Origin of the sequence: Stakelama pacifica (assembly GCF_004361835.1) — a bacterium.
GTDB classification, from domain to species: Bacteria; Pseudomonadota; Alphaproteobacteria; order Sphingomonadales; family Sphingomonadaceae; genus Sphingomonas; species Sphingomonas pacifica.
Genome location: NZ_SNWD01000004.1, coordinates 249159 through 266792 on the forward strand (window position 1 = coordinate 249159; position 17634 = coordinate 266792).

A 17634-nucleotide genomic window follows, 5' to 3' on the forward strand; every position below is an offset into this window, starting at 1 on the left:
TAAAAGCAGCGATTCGTGAGTGTCTTGCGGCATTTGGCATGCTGTTTGCTAGCTAAGGCGGCAAAGAATAAACCGGGGAAATTATGATGTTTGCACCGCTTCGTATTGCAATTGCTGCCTCTGCACTCTTGCTGCCCGCCGCTGCTTTGGCGATGGACACACCGCCACACAGCACGCCCGGCCATAGCGGATCGCCGCAAACGCCCGACAGCTGCGGGGCGAAATACACGCACGGCCATTGCGGTTCGCAGGGCGGAAATGGCAGCCCGACCAGTCCCACCTCGGTGCCCGAGCCCGGCGTGTTCGGCCTTTTCGCCGCAGGACTTGCCGGTGCCTACGCCGCTCGCCGGATGAAGAAGCGTCGCAAGAACTGATCGGTCGAGGTTGTTAACCCCGCACTTGCGGTTTTTCGCTATGGTGCCGCCATGCGATTTCTCTTCGCCCTGTTGACCGTGTCGGCCGCGCTTACATCCGCAGCCTCCGCCACCGCGCATTCGGGGGTGGTGGAGCGGCATGGCTTCGCGCCGTCCGATGTCGCGCTGTTTGTGTTCGCCGCGCTGGGCCTCTGGTTCGCCCGGCGGGCGCTGCGCGCGCGGTTCCGGCGGCGGGGTCGGCGGGATTGACAAAGCGCGCATCCCTGCGATGTGCAGCGTCATGAGCCAAACCGATCCCCTGTCCGCGCTGGAATCCGTCATCCGCGAACGGATGCAGGCCGATCCCGACAGCTCCTATGTCGCGCGGCTGCATGCGAAAGGCCGGGCGAAGATCGCGCAGAAGGTCGGTGAGGAAGCGGTGGAAACCGTGATCGCTGCGATGGCGGGCAATGCCGAAGAGCTGACGAGCGAAGCCGCCGACCTTCTCTTTCACCTGCTGGTGCTGCTCGCCGAATCCGGCCTGTCGCTCGACGATGTGCGCGGCGAGCTTGCCCGGCGCGAGGGCGTATCGGGCCTTGAGGAAAAGGCATCGCGGCAGGGCTGACCCCGCGCCGCGCGCGCCAGCTTGTCGAGGCCGCCATCTTTCTCCAGAACCTTTGCGAACCAACGCTCGCGATCAGGAGAATCAGGCAATGCCCGTCGATGCGACCCGCCCTTATGACCACGAGAATGTCTTCGCAAAAATCCTGCGCGGCGAAATTCCGTGCGACAAGGTGTATGAGGACGACCACAGCCTCGCCTTTCGCGACATCAATCCACAGGCGCCGACCCACATCCTGGTAATCCCCAAGGGCAGATATGTGTCGTGGGACGATTTTTCGGCCAATGCCCCCGACACTGAAATCGCCGCATTCGTGCGCGCTGTGGGCAAGGTCGCGCGCGATGCAGGGCTGGTCGAACCGGGCTATCGCCTGCTCGCCAATATCGGACCCGATGCGCATCAGGAAGTGGCCCATCTCCACGTCCATCTGTTCGCCGGGCGCGCTTTGGGGCCGATGCTGATAAAGTAACAATTGCAATTGGGGATTGCACGCACCCGCTTTACCGTTAGGCTCTGCGCTTTCCTAATTTCCGGCGGATCAATCCGCCGTGCATCCGCTTGGGGGGACTGACCTGACCATGGATTGGCGCGTAAAGCCATTGGACGCCATTCTGGCGACCGCAGAAAAGAAATCATTGTCGCGAACGCTCGGACCGATCCAGCTGACCCTTCTGGGCGTCGGCGCGATCATCGGCACCGGCATTTTCGTTCTGACGTCCGAAGCGGCACAGAAAGCCGGGCCGGGAATGATGTGGGCGTTCGTGATCGCCGCGTGTGTATGCGGTGTGGCGGCGCTTTGCTATTCCGAAATCGCTTCCATGGTGCCGGTCTCGGGCTCGGCCTATACCTATACCTATGCGGTGATGGGCGAACTTCTCGCATGGATGGTCGGCTGGGCGCTGATCCTCGAATATGCGGTCGCGGCGAGCGCGGTTTCGGTCGGCTGGTCGGGCTATTTTATCGGTCTGCTAAACAGTTGGGGAATAGGATTTCCGCACGCTTTGTCGGTCGGCCCCTATGCCGATGGCATCGTGAACCTGCCCGCGCTGATCATTGCGTTGCTCGTTACGCTGTTGCTGATGGTCGGCACGACCGAAAGCGCGCGGGTGAACGCGGTACTGGTGACGATCAAGGTCGCGGCGCTGAGCGTGTTCATCATACTCACCCTGCCGGTTATCAAGGGCGCGGAATTCGAACCGTTCATGCCGAATGGCTGGATCGGCACCGGCCTGGGATCGGGTCTGGGCGCGGTCGGCGCGGCGGCATCGATCTTCTTCGCCTATGTCGGCTTCGACGCAGTTTCGACCGCAGCCGAAGAGACCAAGAATCCGCAGGTCAATGTGCCGATCGGCCTGATCGGCAGTCTCGCAATCTGTACGGTTTTCTATCTGCTGGTCGCTGCGGGCGCCATCGGCACGATCGGCGCGCAGCCGATCAGCGGACTTGCCGGTCAGGTTCTGGCCCCGGGTACACCCGAATTCGCCGATCGCTGTAAGGCGCTGGCGGGCATGGGCACCGAACCGCTGGTTTGCTCGCGTGAAGCGCTTGCGCATGTGCTGCGTCAGATCGGCTATGAACGGTTGGGCGACATGATCGGCATCGCGGCGTTCCTCGCGCTGCCCTCGGTCATCCTCATCATGCTGTTCGGTCAGACGCGCATCTTCTTCGTGATGGCGCGCGACGGTCTGCTTCCCGAATTCCTTTCGGCAATTCACCCGAAGTGGAAGACGCCGCACATCGTGACGATGATCACCGGCGTGGCGGTCGCGATCTTCGCGGCATTCCTTCCCGTGGGGCAGCTTGCCGATATTTCGAACTCGGGCACGCTGTTCGCGTTCTTCATGGTCGCGCTCGCCGTGCTGATCCTTCGCCGGACGCAGCCGGAGCGCAAACGCCCGTTCCGCACGCCGCTCGTCTATATCGTCGCACCGCTGGCGATACTCGGCACGCTGGGCCTCTATGTCAGCCTGCCGCTGGAGGCGATGCTGGTACTCCCCGTCTGGGGCGGTATCGGGCTGGTGGTGTATTTCGCTTATGGTTTCCGCAAGAGCCATGTCGGACGCGGCATCATCGATGTGCATGAGGACGATCCGGACGCCCCGCCGCAAGCGGTGCCGCCGATCGGCGATGCGCATACGCCGGGATATAAGGACGCCTGATTTTTCGGCGAATCGAACAGAAAAGGCCGGGAGCGATCCCGGCCTTTTTTGTGTGCATCGGCATTTGTCAGCGGAGCGCGGCCCCGAAGCCAGTGCCGGGGTCATTGCGAGCGGCGCAGCCCGGCGGCAGTCGGGAAGAACGGTGCTTCGACAGGCTCAGCACCAACGGGTGGTGAAATAGCAAGGCAGAAGGAATGCTCGCGCTTTCATGCCGAGGTGCATCGATCAAAACCGCACACACGTTCGTCATTGCGAGCCCCGAAGGGGCGCGGCAATCCAGAGCGGCGTGCGTGTCGCGGGATCGCTTCGTCGCTGCGCTTCTCGCGATGACGATCGGGCGCTTGGTGCAACGTTGTATCAGGCGTTTCTCGACTATGCTCGAAGCGAACGGCGCGAGGGGGAACGGGTTACGTGAGCGATCTTACCTAGACAGCAAAACGCCGCCCCTCGCCCGAGCGAAGGACGGCGTTTGCGTTCGATCAGCGCCGGTCAGGCGAGTTTGTCGGCGACCAGCTTTTCGAGATTTGCTTCGCTCCGCGCGCCATAATGCGAGATGATCTCGCCCGCGCAGATCGCGCCCATTTTCAGCGAATCGGCGACCGACTTGCCCTGTGCCTGACCGCGCAGGAACCCGGCGGCGAACAGATCGCCCGCGCCGGTGGTGTCGACGACCCTGGCGATCGGTTCGGCCGGAACCTCGACCCGCGTGCCGTCCTTCACCGCGATCGCGCCCTTTTCGCTGCGCGTCACGACGAGCAGCGGCACCTGCGCGGCGATTTTCTCGACGCATGCATCGAAATCGTCGCTTTGCGCCAGCGCCTGAAGCTCGTTTTCATTGGCGAAGAGGATATCGATCAGCCCGTCGGCGATCAGCTTGCGGAAATCATCGCCATGCCGGTCGATGCAGAAAGTGTCCGATAAAGTGAAGGCAACGCGGCGACCGGCCTTGCGCGCGATCTCGATCGCACGGCGCATCGCGGCGCGCGGTTCTTCGGGATCCCACAGATAGCCTTCGAGATAGAGAATCTCGCCCTTGGCGATGAAATCGGCGTCGAGCGCTTCGGCGGGCAGGAACTGCGAGGCGCCAAGAAAGGTGTTCATCGTCCGCTGGCCATCGGGCGTCACGAAGATCAGGCAGCGCGCCGTGGTCGGTTCGCCTTCGCGCGCGGGCGTATCGAAATCGATGCCGACCGAGCGGATGTCATGCGCGAAAATCTTGCCCAACTCGTCATCGGCAACCTGACCGATAAAGCCGCATTTGCCGCCCAGCGCAGCGATTCCGGCAATGGTGTTCGCCGCTGAGCCGCCCGAAACTTCGCGCCCCGGTCCCATTTTGGCGTAAAGCGCATCGGCCGCCTCGGGTTCGAAGATCAGCTGCATCGACCCCTTTTTCATGCCTTCGGAATCGAGGAAGGCATCGTCCGACTGGGCAAGGACATCGACGATTGCATTGCCGATCGCGACGACATCGTAGGTTGCGCTGGTCACATGGTTCTCCAAAAAGCGGATAAGAAATTTCTTGCCCTAGCGCCTAGGCGGAGGGCGCGTCGCTTGCAACCGCTGGACAGGGCGCGCTGGGGCGGTAGCGTGGCGGCCAAGATGTTGCGCGCATTCCTCCTTTCCGTCCGCCAGTTGGGCGATCCCGCCATTTTTCGGGTGCTCGCCGGATCGATTGGGCTCACCCTGCTGATCTTTCTCGCGCTCGGGCTGGGCCTGTGGTTCGGCGTTCGGGTGCTGGCCGAGCCGCTGGGGGCGGCCGGGTCAGGGCTGGCGGCGCTTGCCGCGCTGCTCGGCACGATCGGCGCGATCTGGCTGCTGTTCCGCGCAGTCGCCATCGCAGTGATCGGGATTTTCGCCGATGCGGTGGTGCAGGCGGTCGAGGCGCGGCATTATCCGAAGGCGCTTACCCAAGCGCGCAACGTGCCGTTCGGACGATCGGTCGCGATGGGGCTTGGTTCGGCGGGTCGCGCGATCCTCGTCAATCTGGCGATGAGCCCGGTCTATCTCGCGCTGCTGCTGACCGGCGTGGGAACGGCGATCGCCTTTTTCGTCGTCAATGGCTGGCTATTGGGCCGCGATCTCGGCGATATGGTCGCGGCGCGGCACATGAGTCCGTCGGCGATACGAGACTGGCGCGCGGCAACGCGATGGCGGCGCTTGCTTCTGGGGCTTGCCGGGACGGGGCTGCTCGTGGTTCCGTTCGTCAATCTCATCGCGCCGGTTCTGGGCGCGGCAATGGCAACGCATATGTTTCACGGGAAGACAATGGCATGAAGGCTTTGGCGGCAATTCTGTTCGGCGGCGCGCTGGTCGCGGGGTGCAGCGGCAGCGTGATCCCCGGCGCGCGGCCCGGCGGCGGGATGGAAGTGACGCCGACCGAAAGCACTGCGGGGCTGGAAAAAGTGATCGGCCATGACGCGCGCTCGCTCGAAAAGCTGTTCGGCACGCCCGATGCCGATCAGACCGAAGGGATGGGCCGTAAATTGCAGTTCGGCAGCGATATCTGCGTGCTGGACGCTTATCTCTACCCCCCCCGCGGCGGCGGTGTGCCGGTCGTCGCGCATGTCGATGCGCGGCAGCGCAACGGCGCGCCGATCGACCGGGCAAGCTGTGTCGCGGCGCTCACCCGGCGCGGCGGCGGGCGCTGACGCTTTCGGTCAGAGCGCCTGCCCGGCCGCCCAGCCGCTCGCCCAGGCCCATTGGAAATTATAGCCGCCCAGCCAGCCGGTAACGTCCACCGCTTCCCCGATGGCATACAGGCCGGGCACCTTGCGCGCCTCCATCGTCTTGGACGATAGCCCGGCGGTGTCGATACCGCCGACCGTCACCTCCGCCTTGGCAAAACCTTCGCTGCCATTGGGGACGAAGCGCCAGTCGGACAGCCGCTGCCCGGCCTCGACAAGCGCACGATCCTTCTGATCGGCAAGCCCGCCGGTGAGCGCCAGCCGTTCGGCAAGCGCCCCTGCAAGCCGGTCGGGCAGTTGTGCCGCGAGAAGCTGTTGCACCGTCGCGCGGGGCCGCTCGCGCTTTGCCGCGATCAGCCAGTCCTCCGGCGCACGGGGGAGAAAGTCGATCCCGATCGGCTGACCCGGATACCAATAGGATGACACTTGCAGGATCGCGGGACCCGACAAACCGCGATGGGTGAACAACGCCGCCTCGGCAAAGCTCGCCTTGCCGCAGCGCGCGACGACCGGGGCGGATACCCCCGCAAGGTCGCGGAACAGCGCCTCCTCCCCTGACAGCGTCAGCGGCACCAGCGCAGGGCGCGGCTCGACCACTTTCAGACCGAATTGCCGGGCAAGGTCATAGGCAAAGCCGCTCGCGCCCATTTTGGGAATCGACGGCCCGCCGGTCGCGATCACCAGCGCAGGGGCCTGTGCCACGCGCCCGCCATGCGTCACGCGATACTGCCCGTCGCCATGCGCCACATCGCTGATCGGTGCAGCAACACGAAGCTCAACCTCGCCGCGATCGCACTCGCTGAGCAGCATATCGACGATCTGCCGCGCCGATCCGTCGCAGAATAGCTGTCCCAGCGTCTTTTCGTGCCAGGCGATGCCATAACGTTCGACCAGCGCGAGAAAGTCCTGCGCCCCGTACCGCCCCAGCGCCGATTTCACGAAATGCGGGTTCATGGAAATATAGCGATCGGGCGCGGTGCCGAGATTGGTGAAATTGCACCGCCCGCCCCCCGAAATCAGGATTTTCTTACCCGGCGCATTGGCATGGTCGATCACCAGCACGCGCCGCCCACGCTGCCCTGCGATTGCCGCGCACATCAGTCCCGCGCCCCCTGCCCCGAGGATGATCGCGTCAAAAGTTTCGGTCATGCGGGAAGTCGCTCCAATGCCCATTGCGCCGCCTCCTGCACCACCGGATCGGGATCGTCCATCAGCGCGCGCACCGGGGGGGTCAGCGACGCGTCGCCGCTATTCCCGGCAGCGATCAGGCAATTGCGCACCATCCGGTCGCGCCCGATCCGCTTGATCGGGGAACCCGAAAACACTTCGCGAAACGCCGCATCGTCGAGCGCGAGCAGATCGGCAAGACGCGGCGCGGTCAGTTCGCCGCGCGGAAGAAAGGCGCGGTTCGCGGCTGCGGCCCTGGCGAACTTGTTCCACGGACAGGCGGCCAGACAATCGTCGCAGCCATAGATGCGATTGCCGATGCTCTCGCGAAATTCGTGCGGGATCGGGCCGTGCAATTCGATCGTCAGATAGGAAATGCAGCGCCGGGCATCGAGCTGGTAGGGCGCAGGGAATGCATCGGTCGGACACGCCGTCTGGCACGCATCGCACGAACCGCAACTGTCGCGCCCCGCCCCGGTCGGAGCCAGATCGAGCGTGGTATAGATCGCGCCGAGGAACAGCCAGCTGCCATGATCACGGCTGACCAGATTGGTGTGCTTGCCCTGCCAGCCGAGCCCCGCCGCCTCTGACAGCGGCTTCTCCATTACCGGCGCGGTATCGACAAAGACCTTCAGTTCGCCGCCGGCATTTTCGACCAGCCAGCGCGCGAGCGCCTTCAGCGCCTTTTTGACGATATCGTGATAATCGCGGCCCTGCGCATAGACCGAGATCCGACCGCGCTCGCCCGCATCTTCAAGTGCCAGAGGATCATAGCCGGGGGCGTAGCTCATCCCCAGCGCGATCACCGAGCGCACTTCGGGCCACAGCCCCTTCGGGCTTTCGCGATGATGCGCGCGATTCTCCATCCAGATCATGTCGCCATGCCGCCCCTCGGCGAGCCATTGGCGAAGCCGCTCGGCAGTGCGTGGGGCGGCATCCGCGGGCGCGAAGCCGCAGGCGACAAACCCCAGTTCGGCCGCCTTTTCGAATATTCGTGATTCCAGTGACTTGTCTTCGCTCACCCGGCCCCGCTACCACGGGCAGGCCGACAATTGAATTTTTCTGCGCGCGGGCTTTGCGTGCCGGAACTGAGGAACGGCAGGGGGATGTTGGCATGACGCAGGAACTGGCGCTCGAAGCGCATGGGCTGGTCAAGAAATTCGGCGGCAAGCGCGTCGTCGACGGGATCGACCTTAGCGTGCCGAAAGGCGCGATTTACGGCGTGCTTGGCCCCAATGGCGCGGGCAAAACGACGACGCTGCGCATGCTGCTGGGCATTATCGAACCCGATGCAGGGCATCGCACGCTGATGGGGAGCGATTCGCCGCGCGAGATCAGCGACGATGTCGGTTATCTGCCCGAAGAGCGTGGACTGTATCCCGGCATGAAGTGCAAGGACGCGATCGCGTTCATGGGCGCGCTGCGCGGGCTCGACTGGAAGACCGACCGGACGCGCGCGGTCGAACTGATGGAGGCGGCAGGGCTTGGCCATGCGCCCGATATGAAGATCCGCAAATTGTCGAAGGGCATGGCGCAGCTCGTCCAGCTATTGGGATCGGTGGTCCACCGCCCGCGCTTCATCGTTCTCGACGAACCCTTTTCAGGGCTGGATCCGGTCAATCAGGAGCGGCTGGAACAACTGGTGCTGGCTGAGCGCGATCGCGGCGCGACGATCCTGTTTTCGACGCATATCATGGCGCATGCCGAACGGCTGTGCGACCGGCTTTGCGTCATCGCCGGGGGCAAGCGCCGGTTCGAGGGCACGGTTGCCGATGCGCGCGCGATCCTGCCGATGCGGGTACTCTACGAACCGCATCATGATTCAGGCGATATCGCCGCGATCCTGCCCCCCGATGCCCGGCGCGAAGCGGAAGGATGGCGCTTCACCCTGCCCGAAGAGGGAATTGAACAATTGCTCGTCCGCCTGATCGAGGCAGGGCACGGCATTTCCGGCCTGTCGATCGAGCGCCCCGGCCTGCACGAGGCGTTCGTCGAAATTGTCGGGCGCAAAACGGTGGAGGAAATGGCATGAACGCGCTTTCCCGCATGGCCCGCGACACAATGACGATCGCGCGGCGCGACTTCATGGCGATCGTCGCGACGCCGACCTTCCTCATCTTCCTGCTCGCGCCGCTCATTTTTATCGGCTTCGGCATGGTAGGCGGCATGGGCGGGCGGATGGTCGGCAAAAATGCCGATTCGAAGGAGCGTATCTATGCCGTGCTCGACGGGAGCACCGCGCGGCAATTCGCGGCCACCGAAAAGAATTTGCGCGACCTGTTTCGCGGCGATTCGACCCCGCCCGACCTGATTCTGGTAAAGCCGCAAAACCATGTCGAGCAACAGGCGCGCGCGCTGCTGGCGCAGCAGGATCGCGATGTGCCCGCCGTGCTGTACGGCACGCTGGAACGCCCTATCATCCTTCGCCATGACGAGAATTCGGGCAGCGCCGCCTATCTCGCCGAAGTCGCCGAACGCGCGGCGCGCGACCGGGCGGCGGGCATCGACAGACCGCTCAGCACGCCGCATTTCGTCGATGTCAAACGCGCGGGCAGTTCGATCGGCGGGACATCGGCGACCGGCGTGTTCGCAGTCACGCTGTTGTTCGTCCTGACGCTGATGCTGTCCGGGCAGACGGTCGGCACCATGGCCGAGGAGCGGTCGAACAAGGTGATCGAAATCCTCGCCGCATCGGTCCGGCTGGAGAGCGTGTTTCTGGGCAAGCTGATCGGCATGTTCGGCGTCGCGATGCTGTTCATTGCCTTTTGGGGCGGGCTCGCCGGGCTGATGCTGCTCTTCGTCCCCGCCGATGCATTTGCGAAGATTCAGGAGATGCGCCCCGCGATCGGGCTACCCGCATTCGGCATTCTGTTCCTCGCTTATTTCACCATGGCCTATCTGCTGCTGGGATCGGTGTTTCTGGGTATCGGAGCGCAGGCGTCCACCCCGCGTGAAATCCAGATGCTCTCGCTGCCGATCACCATCTTTCAGATGGCGATGCTCGGCCTTGCCTCCGCCTCGGTCGCGCTGCCAGACGCGCCGATATCGCTGATCGCGCGGATATTTCCGTTCAGTTCGCCCTTCGCGATGATGGGGCAGGCAGCGCGCTCCGCGACGCTCTGGCCGCATCTGGTCGCGATCGGGTGGCAATTGCTGTGGGTGGCGGCATCGATCTCAATCGGCGCGCGGCTGTTCCGGATGGGCGTGCTCAAATCGGCGGGGGCAAAGCGCCGCTGGCGGCGCAAGCGCGACCGCGAAGTGGCGGCCACCGCGCCCTGAGCAGCGATCAGCCGGGGTTCATCGGCGCGCGCTACAAACGACAAAGACCCGGAACGCGCGCCGGGCCTTGCCGTTGATCGCGCGAAAGGAACTGCCATGCCGTCGGATCGCCGCCATTTTCTGAGCCTCACAGGCGCCGGCCTTGCCGCGCTGACCATCGGCTGCTCTGCAGGAGAAAGTCAGGCGGCGGAAAAATTCCCGTTAAGCCTCAGCAAAGCGCAATGGAAGCAGCGGCTGACCCCCACCCAGTTCCGCATCCTGCGTGAAGGCGGGACCGAGCGGCCCTTTTCCAGCCCACTCAACGACGAACATCGGCGCGGCATTTTTTCGTGCGCCGGATGCGACCAGAAGCTGTTTTCGTCGAAGACCAAGTTCGAAAGCGGCACCGGCTGGCCAAGCTTCTATGCGCCGCTGCCGGGCGCTGTGGTGACGCGCAGCGACCGGTCGCTGGGCATGACGCGGACCGAAGTGCTGTGCAGCCGCTGCGGCGGGCATCTCGGCCATGTCTTCAATGACGGGCCGAAGCCCACGGGCAAACGCTATTGCATGAACGGCGCGGCGATGCAGTTCACGCCCGCCTGATTGCAAGGGATCAGTTGGTCAGCGCGACGAGATGCTCTGCCTCGTGGTCGACATGCTGGCGGGGCAGTGCGGCATAAGGCAGCGCCTGCTGCGCATCCTTCGCATCGGGAACCGAAACCGGATAGATGAAGCCGTTGACCGGATAGGTCGTCGCGCCCAGATCGCCGATCGGCGCGTACCAGACTTTCACTTCGCTCCAGTCATTGTTCGGCGACACATCGACCGCACGCACATCATGCTCGACCCCGCCGGGCACCGACCAGTTGGCATGGGTCAGAAGGACTTCGCGGCTGCTCACCACTTTCGACACCATCGCGACATGGCCGAGGCGCATCTTGCCGACGGGGGAGAAGGACATGACGGCACCGACATGCGGGGTTTCGCCGCGCTCATAGACGCCGGCGGCCTGATCCCACCAGGTCAGCGCATTGCCGTGAATATTGATGCCGGAAAGCTCGCGGGCATAGGGAACGCACTGCCAGTGCCGCGCCTGAGCCGGTGCCAAAGTCGCAAGGCAAAGCAGTCCCGTCAGCGCAAAACGCGCTGCAAAGCGTCCGAAATTCATATGTTGCCCCCACTCGGCAAAGATCAGGTGAAGCTTGTTAACCAGACCTATAGGGCAAACAAAACCCCCACCCACGCTTCGACGGAACCAATTCCGACGAAACGTGTTGCGGGGGCGATGACCCGTCCCGAACGGGGAACGAAGGTCAGTTCTGCGCGGTCTTCCAGTTCAGAATCTTGTCGACCGTACCGCTCGTCACCGAATGATAGCCCGGCCGCGCCTTCGCATAGATGCGCCGCGCGATCGCTTTGCCCCAGTCGCCCTGATCCCAGAGCGTCTGGAATAGCGGTGCGACGAATTTGCGCCGCCCCTGCGATGTCAGGAACGCTTCGGCCGACGGAACGGCGGGCTGATAATGCACGCCCAACGCCAGCATCAGCCAGGCGAAGCGGATTTCGCTATTGCCGGATTCGGAGAAATGGAACCGGTCGTCGAGCGCCTTCAGCCGCTCATGGCTCAGGTCACGCGGCAACTGGTTGAGGAAGCGTACCCGCTCCTGCGTCGTCACATCGTCGGGAACCGAGGCGACCAGTCCGCCCTCGGCAAATTCCTTCGCCGCCATATCCATTGCGGGGAAAGCATCCGATTTCACATGCACCGCATTGGCCGGAATGCCCGGCTTATACGCCCATTGGTCGAGGTTGATCTCCTTCGCCTCGGCATCGGTCAGCAGATTCTTGCGAATATCGGCAAGGAACCCCGCCGTGGTCTGCGGCTGGAAGGCGTGGCGATCGAAATAGCCGCGCAGATATTTGTCGAACCGGTCGCGCCCCACCGTCTTTTCGATCGTGCGCAGGAATGCTGCGCCCTTTTCATAAGCGATGTCGGTCATCCCGTCATCGGGATCGCGATCCTTCGTCATATTGAGGTGAAGCTGGGTATCGGGCGAATTCGGCCCGCCCGCCGCCTTCACTGCCTCCATCATGCCGCTCCAGCCGAGATCGGCCTCCATCGCCGCACGCCGCTTGCCGTACAGCTTTTCCATGATGCGGTTTTCGAAATAGACGGTGAAGCCTTCGTTCAGCCAGAAATCGTTCCACGTCGCATTGGTAACCAGATTGCCCGACCAGCTATGCGCCAGTTCGTGCGCGATCAGGCTGACCAGCGACCGGTCGCCCGCGATCACCGTCGGCGTCGCAAAGGTCAGGCGCGGATTTTCCATGCCGCCGAACGGAAAGCTGGGCGGCAGGACGAGCACGTCATAGCGGCCCCAGCGATAGGGCCCGTACAGGCTTTCCGCCGCATCGACGAATTTGGGCAGCTCGGCAAATTCCTTCACCGATTTGTCGAGCATTTCCGGCTCGGTCCAGATGCCGGTGCGCGGCCCCGTCGCCTCGAACTTCAGATTGCCGACCGCCAGCGCGATCAGATAGGGCGCAACCGGCTTGTCCATGCGAAAGCGGAAAGTGTGGCGGTCGCCCGAAGCCTCCTCACCCTCGGGCGTCAGCATCTCGGCGCTCATCACTGCGGTCAGCGGCCTGGGCACGGTGATCGATGCGTCCCAGGTCTGCCGGATACCGGGGCTGTCCTGCGTCGGAATCCAGCTGCGGTTGAGGATCGCCTCGCCCTGACTGAACAGATAGGGATATTTCTTGCCCGCCGTCTGGGCAGGGGAAAGCCATTGCAGCGCAGGCGCGTCGGGCGAGGTCTGATAGGTGATCTTCACCTGTTTGTTGCCGTCGAGCGTGATGGTCAGCGGCGCACCATGATTAGGTTCGGACTGGCCGACCTTATAGGGGAGCGGATGGCCTTGCGCATCCGTCACTGACGCAATGGTCAGGTCGCGCGTGTCGAGCACCACCTGCTGCGCATCCTTCGCGGTTTTAAGGTCGAGCGTCGCGGTGCCGCGCATCACATGCGCGTCGAAATCGGCGGCGAGGTCGAGCGAGACATGCGTCACCCGCGCCTCGGCGGGGTTGGCATAGCTGTGCACATCCTTCGCGTCGGGGGTGGTCAGCACCGGCGCGACGGCGGGCGCGGCGCTTTCCTGAACATTCTGCGTCGCGGCGGAAGAATTTCCGGTGGCGCCCGAACAGGCGGCAAGGACGGTGGCAAGCGCAGTAGCGCCGACGATCTGGAGTTTCATGGGATGTGCCCCTCGCACGAAATAACTGAATGATGGATGACGCTAGCGAATGCCTCGCCAGGACGCAAAGCGCGAGGCGACGGCAAAGGCGCTCGAAATCCGCGCCATAGCCGTTTAGGATCAGGGGCATGCGATATATCCTGCCGCTGGCGATACTGCCGCTTTGCCTTTCCGCCTGCCAGTCGGGCACGCCGATCTCCGCTGACCAGCCGGAAAGCGACAATATCAGCGACGCGAGCGTGGATCAGCCGCTCAGCCCCGGCGCCCGCCCGGTCCGCATCGGAGAGAACGGCGCCAATTTCGCCGCCTGCGGTGCGCGCGGAGTCGCGACGCTGGCGGAGGATCGCCGGATCACGGTACGCGCCGCGCCCTTTGACGAGGCCGAAGCGCGCGGCACGCTGGCCGCCGGGCAGCGTATGTATATCTGCACGCGCTCGATCGATCAGCGCTGGCTGGGCGTCGTCATACCGGCAGAAAACGGCGATATGGCAACGGGCGAGGATCGTTGCGGCGTGGAACAGCGGGTCGAGCGGCCACAGGCATATTCGGGGTCGTGCCTTTCGGGCTGGGTACCGAATGCGCTCGTCCGGCTAACTGCCCAGTAATCCTACAGTATCTGCAGCGCAGGATAATTTCCTATAATTGGCAGAGCGACGACAATCCATGTCGCCGCCATCGGTTCGTCGCATCATTTGTTGCAATGCAACAGCGCTTGTGGTGCGATGAAAAGGTCGGGTTGCCGGAGCGGTTCAGCATCGCGTTAACCATCTTCGGCTATACACCCGACAGGAAGCTGGGGGTGGAGTTGACTATGAGTGCACGGATGAAACCTGCGGACGGTGCCATGACGCTGGCCGAAATGAAGGAATTTGCGAGCTTCAGCGCGGCGACGCAGCGCTATATCCGGCGGTCGCTGGATATCGGGCTCGATCGCGAGGATGCGCTGTCGCGCTGGTCGCGCGACGTGGTCGAAGCGGCAAGCATTCGGGCACAGGCCCGGCTGTACGACCGGCTTCCCGATATTCGCGCCACCGTGCCCGATGACAGCGCGATCGAGGCGGTCGAACCGTTTCTCGCGCCGCTGGTCAGCGTATCGGCATTCGATCTCGGCCAGTCGCGGCTCCCCGCTTTTGCCGCCTATCGCTTCCTCTATGAGCGGCTGATCGGTGCAGAGGTTCGCCCCTGGCTTCCGGCTGCATTCTGTGCCGCATCGGCGATGCCGCAGCTGCACCCCGATCTTCGCCGCAAGCTGCTCCAGTCGATCAGCGAAGCCGCCGCCACCGCATCCGGCTGGTCGGTGCGGCAGCCGAGCTTCTTCCCGTCCTGGGTCGAGAAGGTCGACAGCAACGCGCTGCCCAACTGAACCGCGCTGATCCTTTCTGCCGGACCCGTCGCAAAGCCGGGTTCGGCAGCCCCCTGCTGATCGTTCAGCGGCAGGCGCGGCCGCCCATCTGCCCGCGCTCTGCCTGATCGAGATGCAGATGGTCGCGATGCGCTGCGTTGTAATCGGGCGAGAGCACGGTGGAAAACAGCTCGCACGCACCGTCGCGGACCTGATGCAGGAACGCCGCTTTTTCGCCCTTGCCCTTCCAGTCGCGCAGCACGCTCACCTCGCGCCCGTCGGCGAGCACGAAGCCCGCGACATCGACCGCATCGGCGGTGGCATGTTCGCTCCACGCCCCTGAATCCCTGCCGTACATCCGGCGGCACGAATAGCTGCCGAGATGGATGATCCGCGTGACCTTCGATCCGAAATGCGCCTCAGCCGCAGGTTGCAGCATATTCCAGTCCCACATGGCGAGCGCCGCCGCGACCGGGCAGCTGGTGCGAAGCTCCGCCGGGCGAAACCGGATCGCGCTCGCCCCGCCCGGTTGCAACCGCACCCGGTCGGCATAGCCGCAATGTTCCCCGTCGCGCGCGGGCATGACGGCATAGCGAACTCCCGCCTGGTCGAGCAGCGCGCGGCACTTCCCGAAATCCTGCGTCAGCCCGGCAAGTTTGCGCCCGGTGAACATGCCGGGTGCTTGGGCAAGGTCCAGTTCAGTCCACGGCGCATCCTGCGGATGGTTGCGGATATAGCCCCAACCGACCAGCCCGACGACCGCGACGACCGACAGGATCACCAGTGCGCGGATGGTTTCGCGAAGCGCCCTCACCCGCGTCGAACCGCGCTGACCGGCTCCGACGTGACCGGATAGCCGAGCCCGGCGGGGATACACAGATGTTCCTCACCATCGCGCAGCTCGGTCCACGGCGTGATGGTGCGGACCGGATGGCGGCGCGCATCCGCCACCGCCGCGGCGAAATCGTCGAACCCGGCCAGCCGCTCGAGATTGCGGCGCGTGGGAAAAATGACATGCACCTCGCCGCGATCGGCCTGATCGAGCACTTCCTGCGCGCTCGCCCAGAACAGCCGGCTATTCTCCGTCGCATCGACGCTCGCCGCATCCATGGGACCGTCATAGCGCGCAAGATAGAACAGCGTGTCGAACACGCGCGACAGCGGCAGATCGGGCAACCAGCGGGCAAAGGGGACCAGCGCGTCGAGGGCAAGCCGCCCCTGCAACGCGGTGCCCAGCGCTTCGCCTGCATGCAGCGTCGCACGCATTCGCGCTGCCGCCGTCCGGTCGGGGCGCGTTTCGAACCCGATGGCGAGTCCGGTTTCTTCCAGCGTTTCACGAACCGCCGCGATCCGCGCCGCGCCATCTTCCAGATCGGGGGCGATGTCGGCGGCGAGTACGCGGTCGGCGGGGTCCACCCTGCCGCCGGGAAAGACCACCGCGCCGCCCGCGAAGCGCAATTCGCGCGATCGTTCGACGAACAGCAGTTGCGGCGCGGCGCCGCTACGTTCGCGCATCAGCACCAACGTCGCCGCCGGAATGGGAGTGCGCGCTTCGTTCATCGCGTCCGATTTAAGCGATGCCGGGCGAGGGGCAAGGCCGGGCGCGCGCTTATGCCACCGGACGTTTGTGCTGCAACCCGCTGCGGCGGCATGACCCCACCAGCACACCGTCCTGATTGAAGGCGCGATGGATGAAGGTCACGATCCCCGCATTGGGCCGCGATTTCGATTCGCGAAGCTCCGCCACTTCGGTCTGGATGGTAAGCGTATCGCCGATGAACACCGGCGCGGGAAAGCGCACTTCGTCCCAGCCCAGATTGGCGATCGCGGTGCCCAGCGTCGTATCGCCCACCGACACCCCGACCATCAGACCGAGTGTGAAGGTCGAATTGACGATGATCCGGCCGTAATCGGTGCCCTTCATATATTCGGCGTCGAGATGCAGCTGCGCCGGATTATGCGTGAGGGTGGAGAACATCAGATTGTCGGTCTCCGTCACCGTGCGCCGGATCGCATGGTCGAATATCTGCCCGACCTCCAGCTCATCGAACCACAAACCCGCCATATATCCTCCCGCGCGTGATGCTTGTCCCGCCCCTCGTGACAAGGCGGGAGCTACACCGCAAGGGGCGGCCGTCCATGTCGAAGTGCATTGAGCGGAATCTGTGCCGGGATCGTCATTGCGAGCCCCATTGAGCATTTTCCAGTCAGGTGGAATCACCTGACGGTTCAGAAAATGCGTCAAACAATCATCTGGAGCGGTCGATCTGATGCAATCAGATCGCAAACCACGCTAAGGGCGCGGCAATCCAGTGCGTCACGGACGGCGGCGGATCGCTTCGTCGCTTCGCTTCTCGCGATGACGATCTGGCCCGGAAGCCGTGCTTATTGCAACATGGTGTCAGCCGGCGAGCGCGTGGAGCAGTTCGTGGTTGCGAAACGGCTTTTCGACGATGCAGTGGAAGCCGCATTTCGTCGCCGCCTGACGCAACATATCGGTGGCAAAGCCGGTGATGAGCACCGCGCGTCCCTGCCATCCGCCGCCGCGAAGCGTTTCGAGTACGCCGATCCCGTCGCCGTCGCTCAGCCGGTAATCGGTGACGAGATAGGGCGCGGCGCGCGCGCCCGCTTCGGCCAGCAGCGCGCGGACGCCGGCAAAGGAGCGCACCTCATAGCCCTCCGATTGCAGCAACAGGTGCAGCGACCGGCGAACCTTCGCATCATCCTCGATCAGCAGCAATTGCCGGGGGGCGCAAGGGGAGCGAGCATCTGGCATCGGCGCAAAATGGCGTACG

Annotated in this window: 21 protein-coding genes; 12 read left to right on the forward strand and 9 right to left on the reverse strand. The window is 64.1% G+C overall.

All coding sequences use genetic code 11. The features are described from left to right. Positions 1-83 precede the first annotated feature (83 nt). The 5 genes from EV664_RS08765 to EV664_RS08785 all read left to right on the forward strand — a co-directional run bounded on the left by EV664_RS08765 (position 84) and on the right by EV664_RS08785 (position 3134). Positions 84-374 (forward strand): PEP-CTERM sorting domain-containing protein, encoded by a 291-nt coding sequence (locus EV664_RS08765; RefSeq protein WP_133495302.1) that lies wholly within the window; start codon positions 84-86, stop codon positions 372-374. Positions 375-425: 51 nt separating this feature from the next. Further along, on the forward strand, positions 426-623 hold the full coding sequence (locus EV664_RS08770; protein WP_133495303.1) for a hypothetical protein: 198 nt from the start codon (positions 426-428) through the stop codon (positions 621-623). Between the two features lie 31 nt (positions 624-654). Continuing rightward, the gene (locus EV664_RS08775) at positions 655-978 is read left to right on the forward strand and encodes a phosphoribosyl-ATP diphosphatase (protein ID WP_133495304.1); all 324 of its coding nucleotides are present in this window, start codon (positions 655-657) and stop codon (positions 976-978) included. 88 nt (positions 979-1066) lie between these two features. Beyond that, complete coding sequence (locus EV664_RS08780; RefSeq protein WP_133495305.1) at positions 1067-1444, forward strand: histidine triad nucleotide-binding protein; 378 nt, start codon at positions 1067-1069, stop codon at positions 1442-1444. A 109-nt stretch (positions 1445-1553) separates the two neighbouring features. Further along, positions 1554-3134, forward strand: a complete 1581-nt coding sequence (locus EV664_RS08785; RefSeq protein ID WP_133495306.1) for an amino acid permease — start codon at positions 1554-1556, stop codon at positions 3132-3134. A 489-nt stretch (positions 3135-3623) separates the two neighbouring features. On the opposite strand, the gene EV664_RS08790 is transcribed toward EV664_RS08785, so the two are convergent. Next, positions 3624-4622 (reverse strand): adenosine kinase, encoded by a 999-nt coding sequence (locus EV664_RS08790; protein ID WP_133495307.1) that lies wholly within the window; start codon positions 4620-4622, stop codon positions 3624-3626. A gap of 99 nt (positions 4623-4721) precedes the next feature. Here EV664_RS08790 and EV664_RS08795 point away from each other — a divergent pair, with 99 nt between their 5' ends. Beyond that, positions 4722-5408, forward strand: a complete 687-nt coding sequence (locus EV664_RS08795) for an EI24 domain-containing protein (protein WP_342353528.1) — start codon at positions 4722-4724, stop codon at positions 5406-5408. Continuing rightward, the gene (locus EV664_RS08800; protein WP_133495308.1) at positions 5405-5782 is read left to right on the forward strand and encodes a hypothetical protein; all 378 of its coding nucleotides are present in this window, start codon (positions 5405-5407) and stop codon (positions 5780-5782) included. Before EV664_RS08795 ends, EV664_RS08800 begins: the two co-directional genes overlap by 4 nt. Before the next feature lie 9 nt (positions 5783-5791). Here the strand turns inward: EV664_RS08800 and EV664_RS08805 are convergent, their stop codons facing one another. Then, positions 5792-6967 (reverse strand): BaiN/RdsA family NAD(P)/FAD-dependent oxidoreductase, encoded by a 1176-nt coding sequence (locus EV664_RS08805; protein ID WP_188656389.1) that lies wholly within the window; start codon positions 6965-6967, stop codon positions 5792-5794. Further along, positions 6964-8007 (reverse strand): tRNA epoxyqueuosine(34) reductase QueG, encoded by a 1044-nt coding sequence (gene queG, locus EV664_RS08810; RefSeq protein ID WP_133495310.1) that lies wholly within the window; start codon positions 8005-8007, stop codon positions 6964-6966. The genes EV664_RS08805 and queG overlap by 4 nt, the downstream gene beginning before the upstream one ends. 92 nt (positions 8008-8099) lie before the next feature. On the opposite strand from queG, the gene EV664_RS08815 reads away from it, so the two are divergent. From EV664_RS08815 to msrB, 3 genes are all read left to right on the forward strand, one after another. Then, positions 8100-9017, forward strand: a complete 918-nt coding sequence (locus tag EV664_RS08815) for an ABC transporter ATP-binding protein (protein WP_133495311.1) — start codon at positions 8100-8102, stop codon at positions 9015-9017. Next, the gene (locus EV664_RS08820; protein WP_133495312.1) at positions 9014-10264 is read left to right on the forward strand and encodes an ABC transporter permease; all 1251 of its coding nucleotides are present in this window, start codon (positions 9014-9016) and stop codon (positions 10262-10264) included. Before EV664_RS08815 ends, EV664_RS08820 begins: the two co-directional genes overlap by 4 nt. Positions 10265-10360: 96 nt before the next feature. Further along, positions 10361-10846 (forward strand): peptide-methionine (R)-S-oxide reductase MsrB, encoded by a 486-nt coding sequence (msrB, locus tag EV664_RS08825; protein ID WP_133495313.1) that lies wholly within the window; start codon positions 10361-10363, stop codon positions 10844-10846. 10 nt (positions 10847-10856) lie between these two features. On the opposite strand, the gene EV664_RS08830 is transcribed toward msrB, so the two are convergent. Both EV664_RS08830 and EV664_RS08835 read right to left on the reverse strand, forming a co-directional pair. After that, the gene (locus EV664_RS08830) at positions 10857-11411 is read right to left on the reverse strand and encodes a CHAP domain-containing protein (RefSeq protein WP_133495314.1); all 555 of its coding nucleotides are present in this window, start codon (positions 11409-11411) and stop codon (positions 10857-10859) included. 145 nt (positions 11412-11556) lie between these two features. Next, entirely contained in the window at positions 11557-13497 is a 1941-nt protein-coding gene (locus tag EV664_RS08835) for a M1 family metallopeptidase (RefSeq protein WP_133495315.1), read from the reverse strand. 128 nt (positions 13498-13625) lie between these two features. On the opposite strand from EV664_RS08835, the gene EV664_RS08840 reads away from it, so the two are divergent. Beyond that, positions 13626-14102, forward strand: coding sequence for a hypothetical protein (locus EV664_RS08840; protein WP_133495316.1), 477 nt, complete (start codon positions 13626-13628; stop codon positions 14100-14102). Between the two features lie 206 nt (positions 14103-14308). Next, positions 14309-14860: a transcription elongation factor Spt5 gene (locus tag EV664_RS08845; protein ID WP_133495317.1), complete on the forward strand. Its 552-nt coding sequence runs from the start codon at positions 14309-14311 to the stop codon at positions 14858-14860. Positions 14861-14924: 64 nt separating this feature from the next. Here the strand turns inward: EV664_RS08845 and EV664_RS08850 are convergent, their stop codons facing one another. The 4 genes from EV664_RS08850 to EV664_RS08865 all read right to left on the reverse strand — a co-directional run bounded on the left by EV664_RS08850 (position 14925) and on the right by EV664_RS08865 (position 17615). Continuing rightward, positions 14925-15653, reverse strand: a complete 729-nt coding sequence (locus tag EV664_RS08850) for an extensin-like domain-containing protein (RefSeq protein ID WP_133495318.1) — start codon at positions 15651-15653, stop codon at positions 14925-14927. Beyond that, positions 15650-16399: an NUDIX hydrolase gene (locus EV664_RS08855; protein WP_133495319.1), complete on the reverse strand. Its 750-nt coding sequence runs from the start codon at positions 16397-16399 to the stop codon at positions 15650-15652. Before EV664_RS08855 ends, EV664_RS08850 begins: the two co-directional genes overlap by 4 nt. Positions 16400-16448: 49 nt before the next feature. Beyond that, positions 16449-17039, reverse strand: coding sequence for a MaoC family dehydratase (locus tag EV664_RS08860; RefSeq protein ID WP_342353530.1), 591 nt, complete (start codon positions 17037-17039; stop codon positions 16449-16451). A 201-nt stretch (positions 17040-17240) separates the two neighbouring features. Further along, a complete protein-coding gene (locus EV664_RS08865; RefSeq protein ID WP_133495321.1) occupies positions 17241-17615 on the reverse strand; it encodes a response regulator in 375 nt (124 codons plus the stop codon). Between the last annotated feature and the right edge of the window lie 19 nt (positions 17616-17634).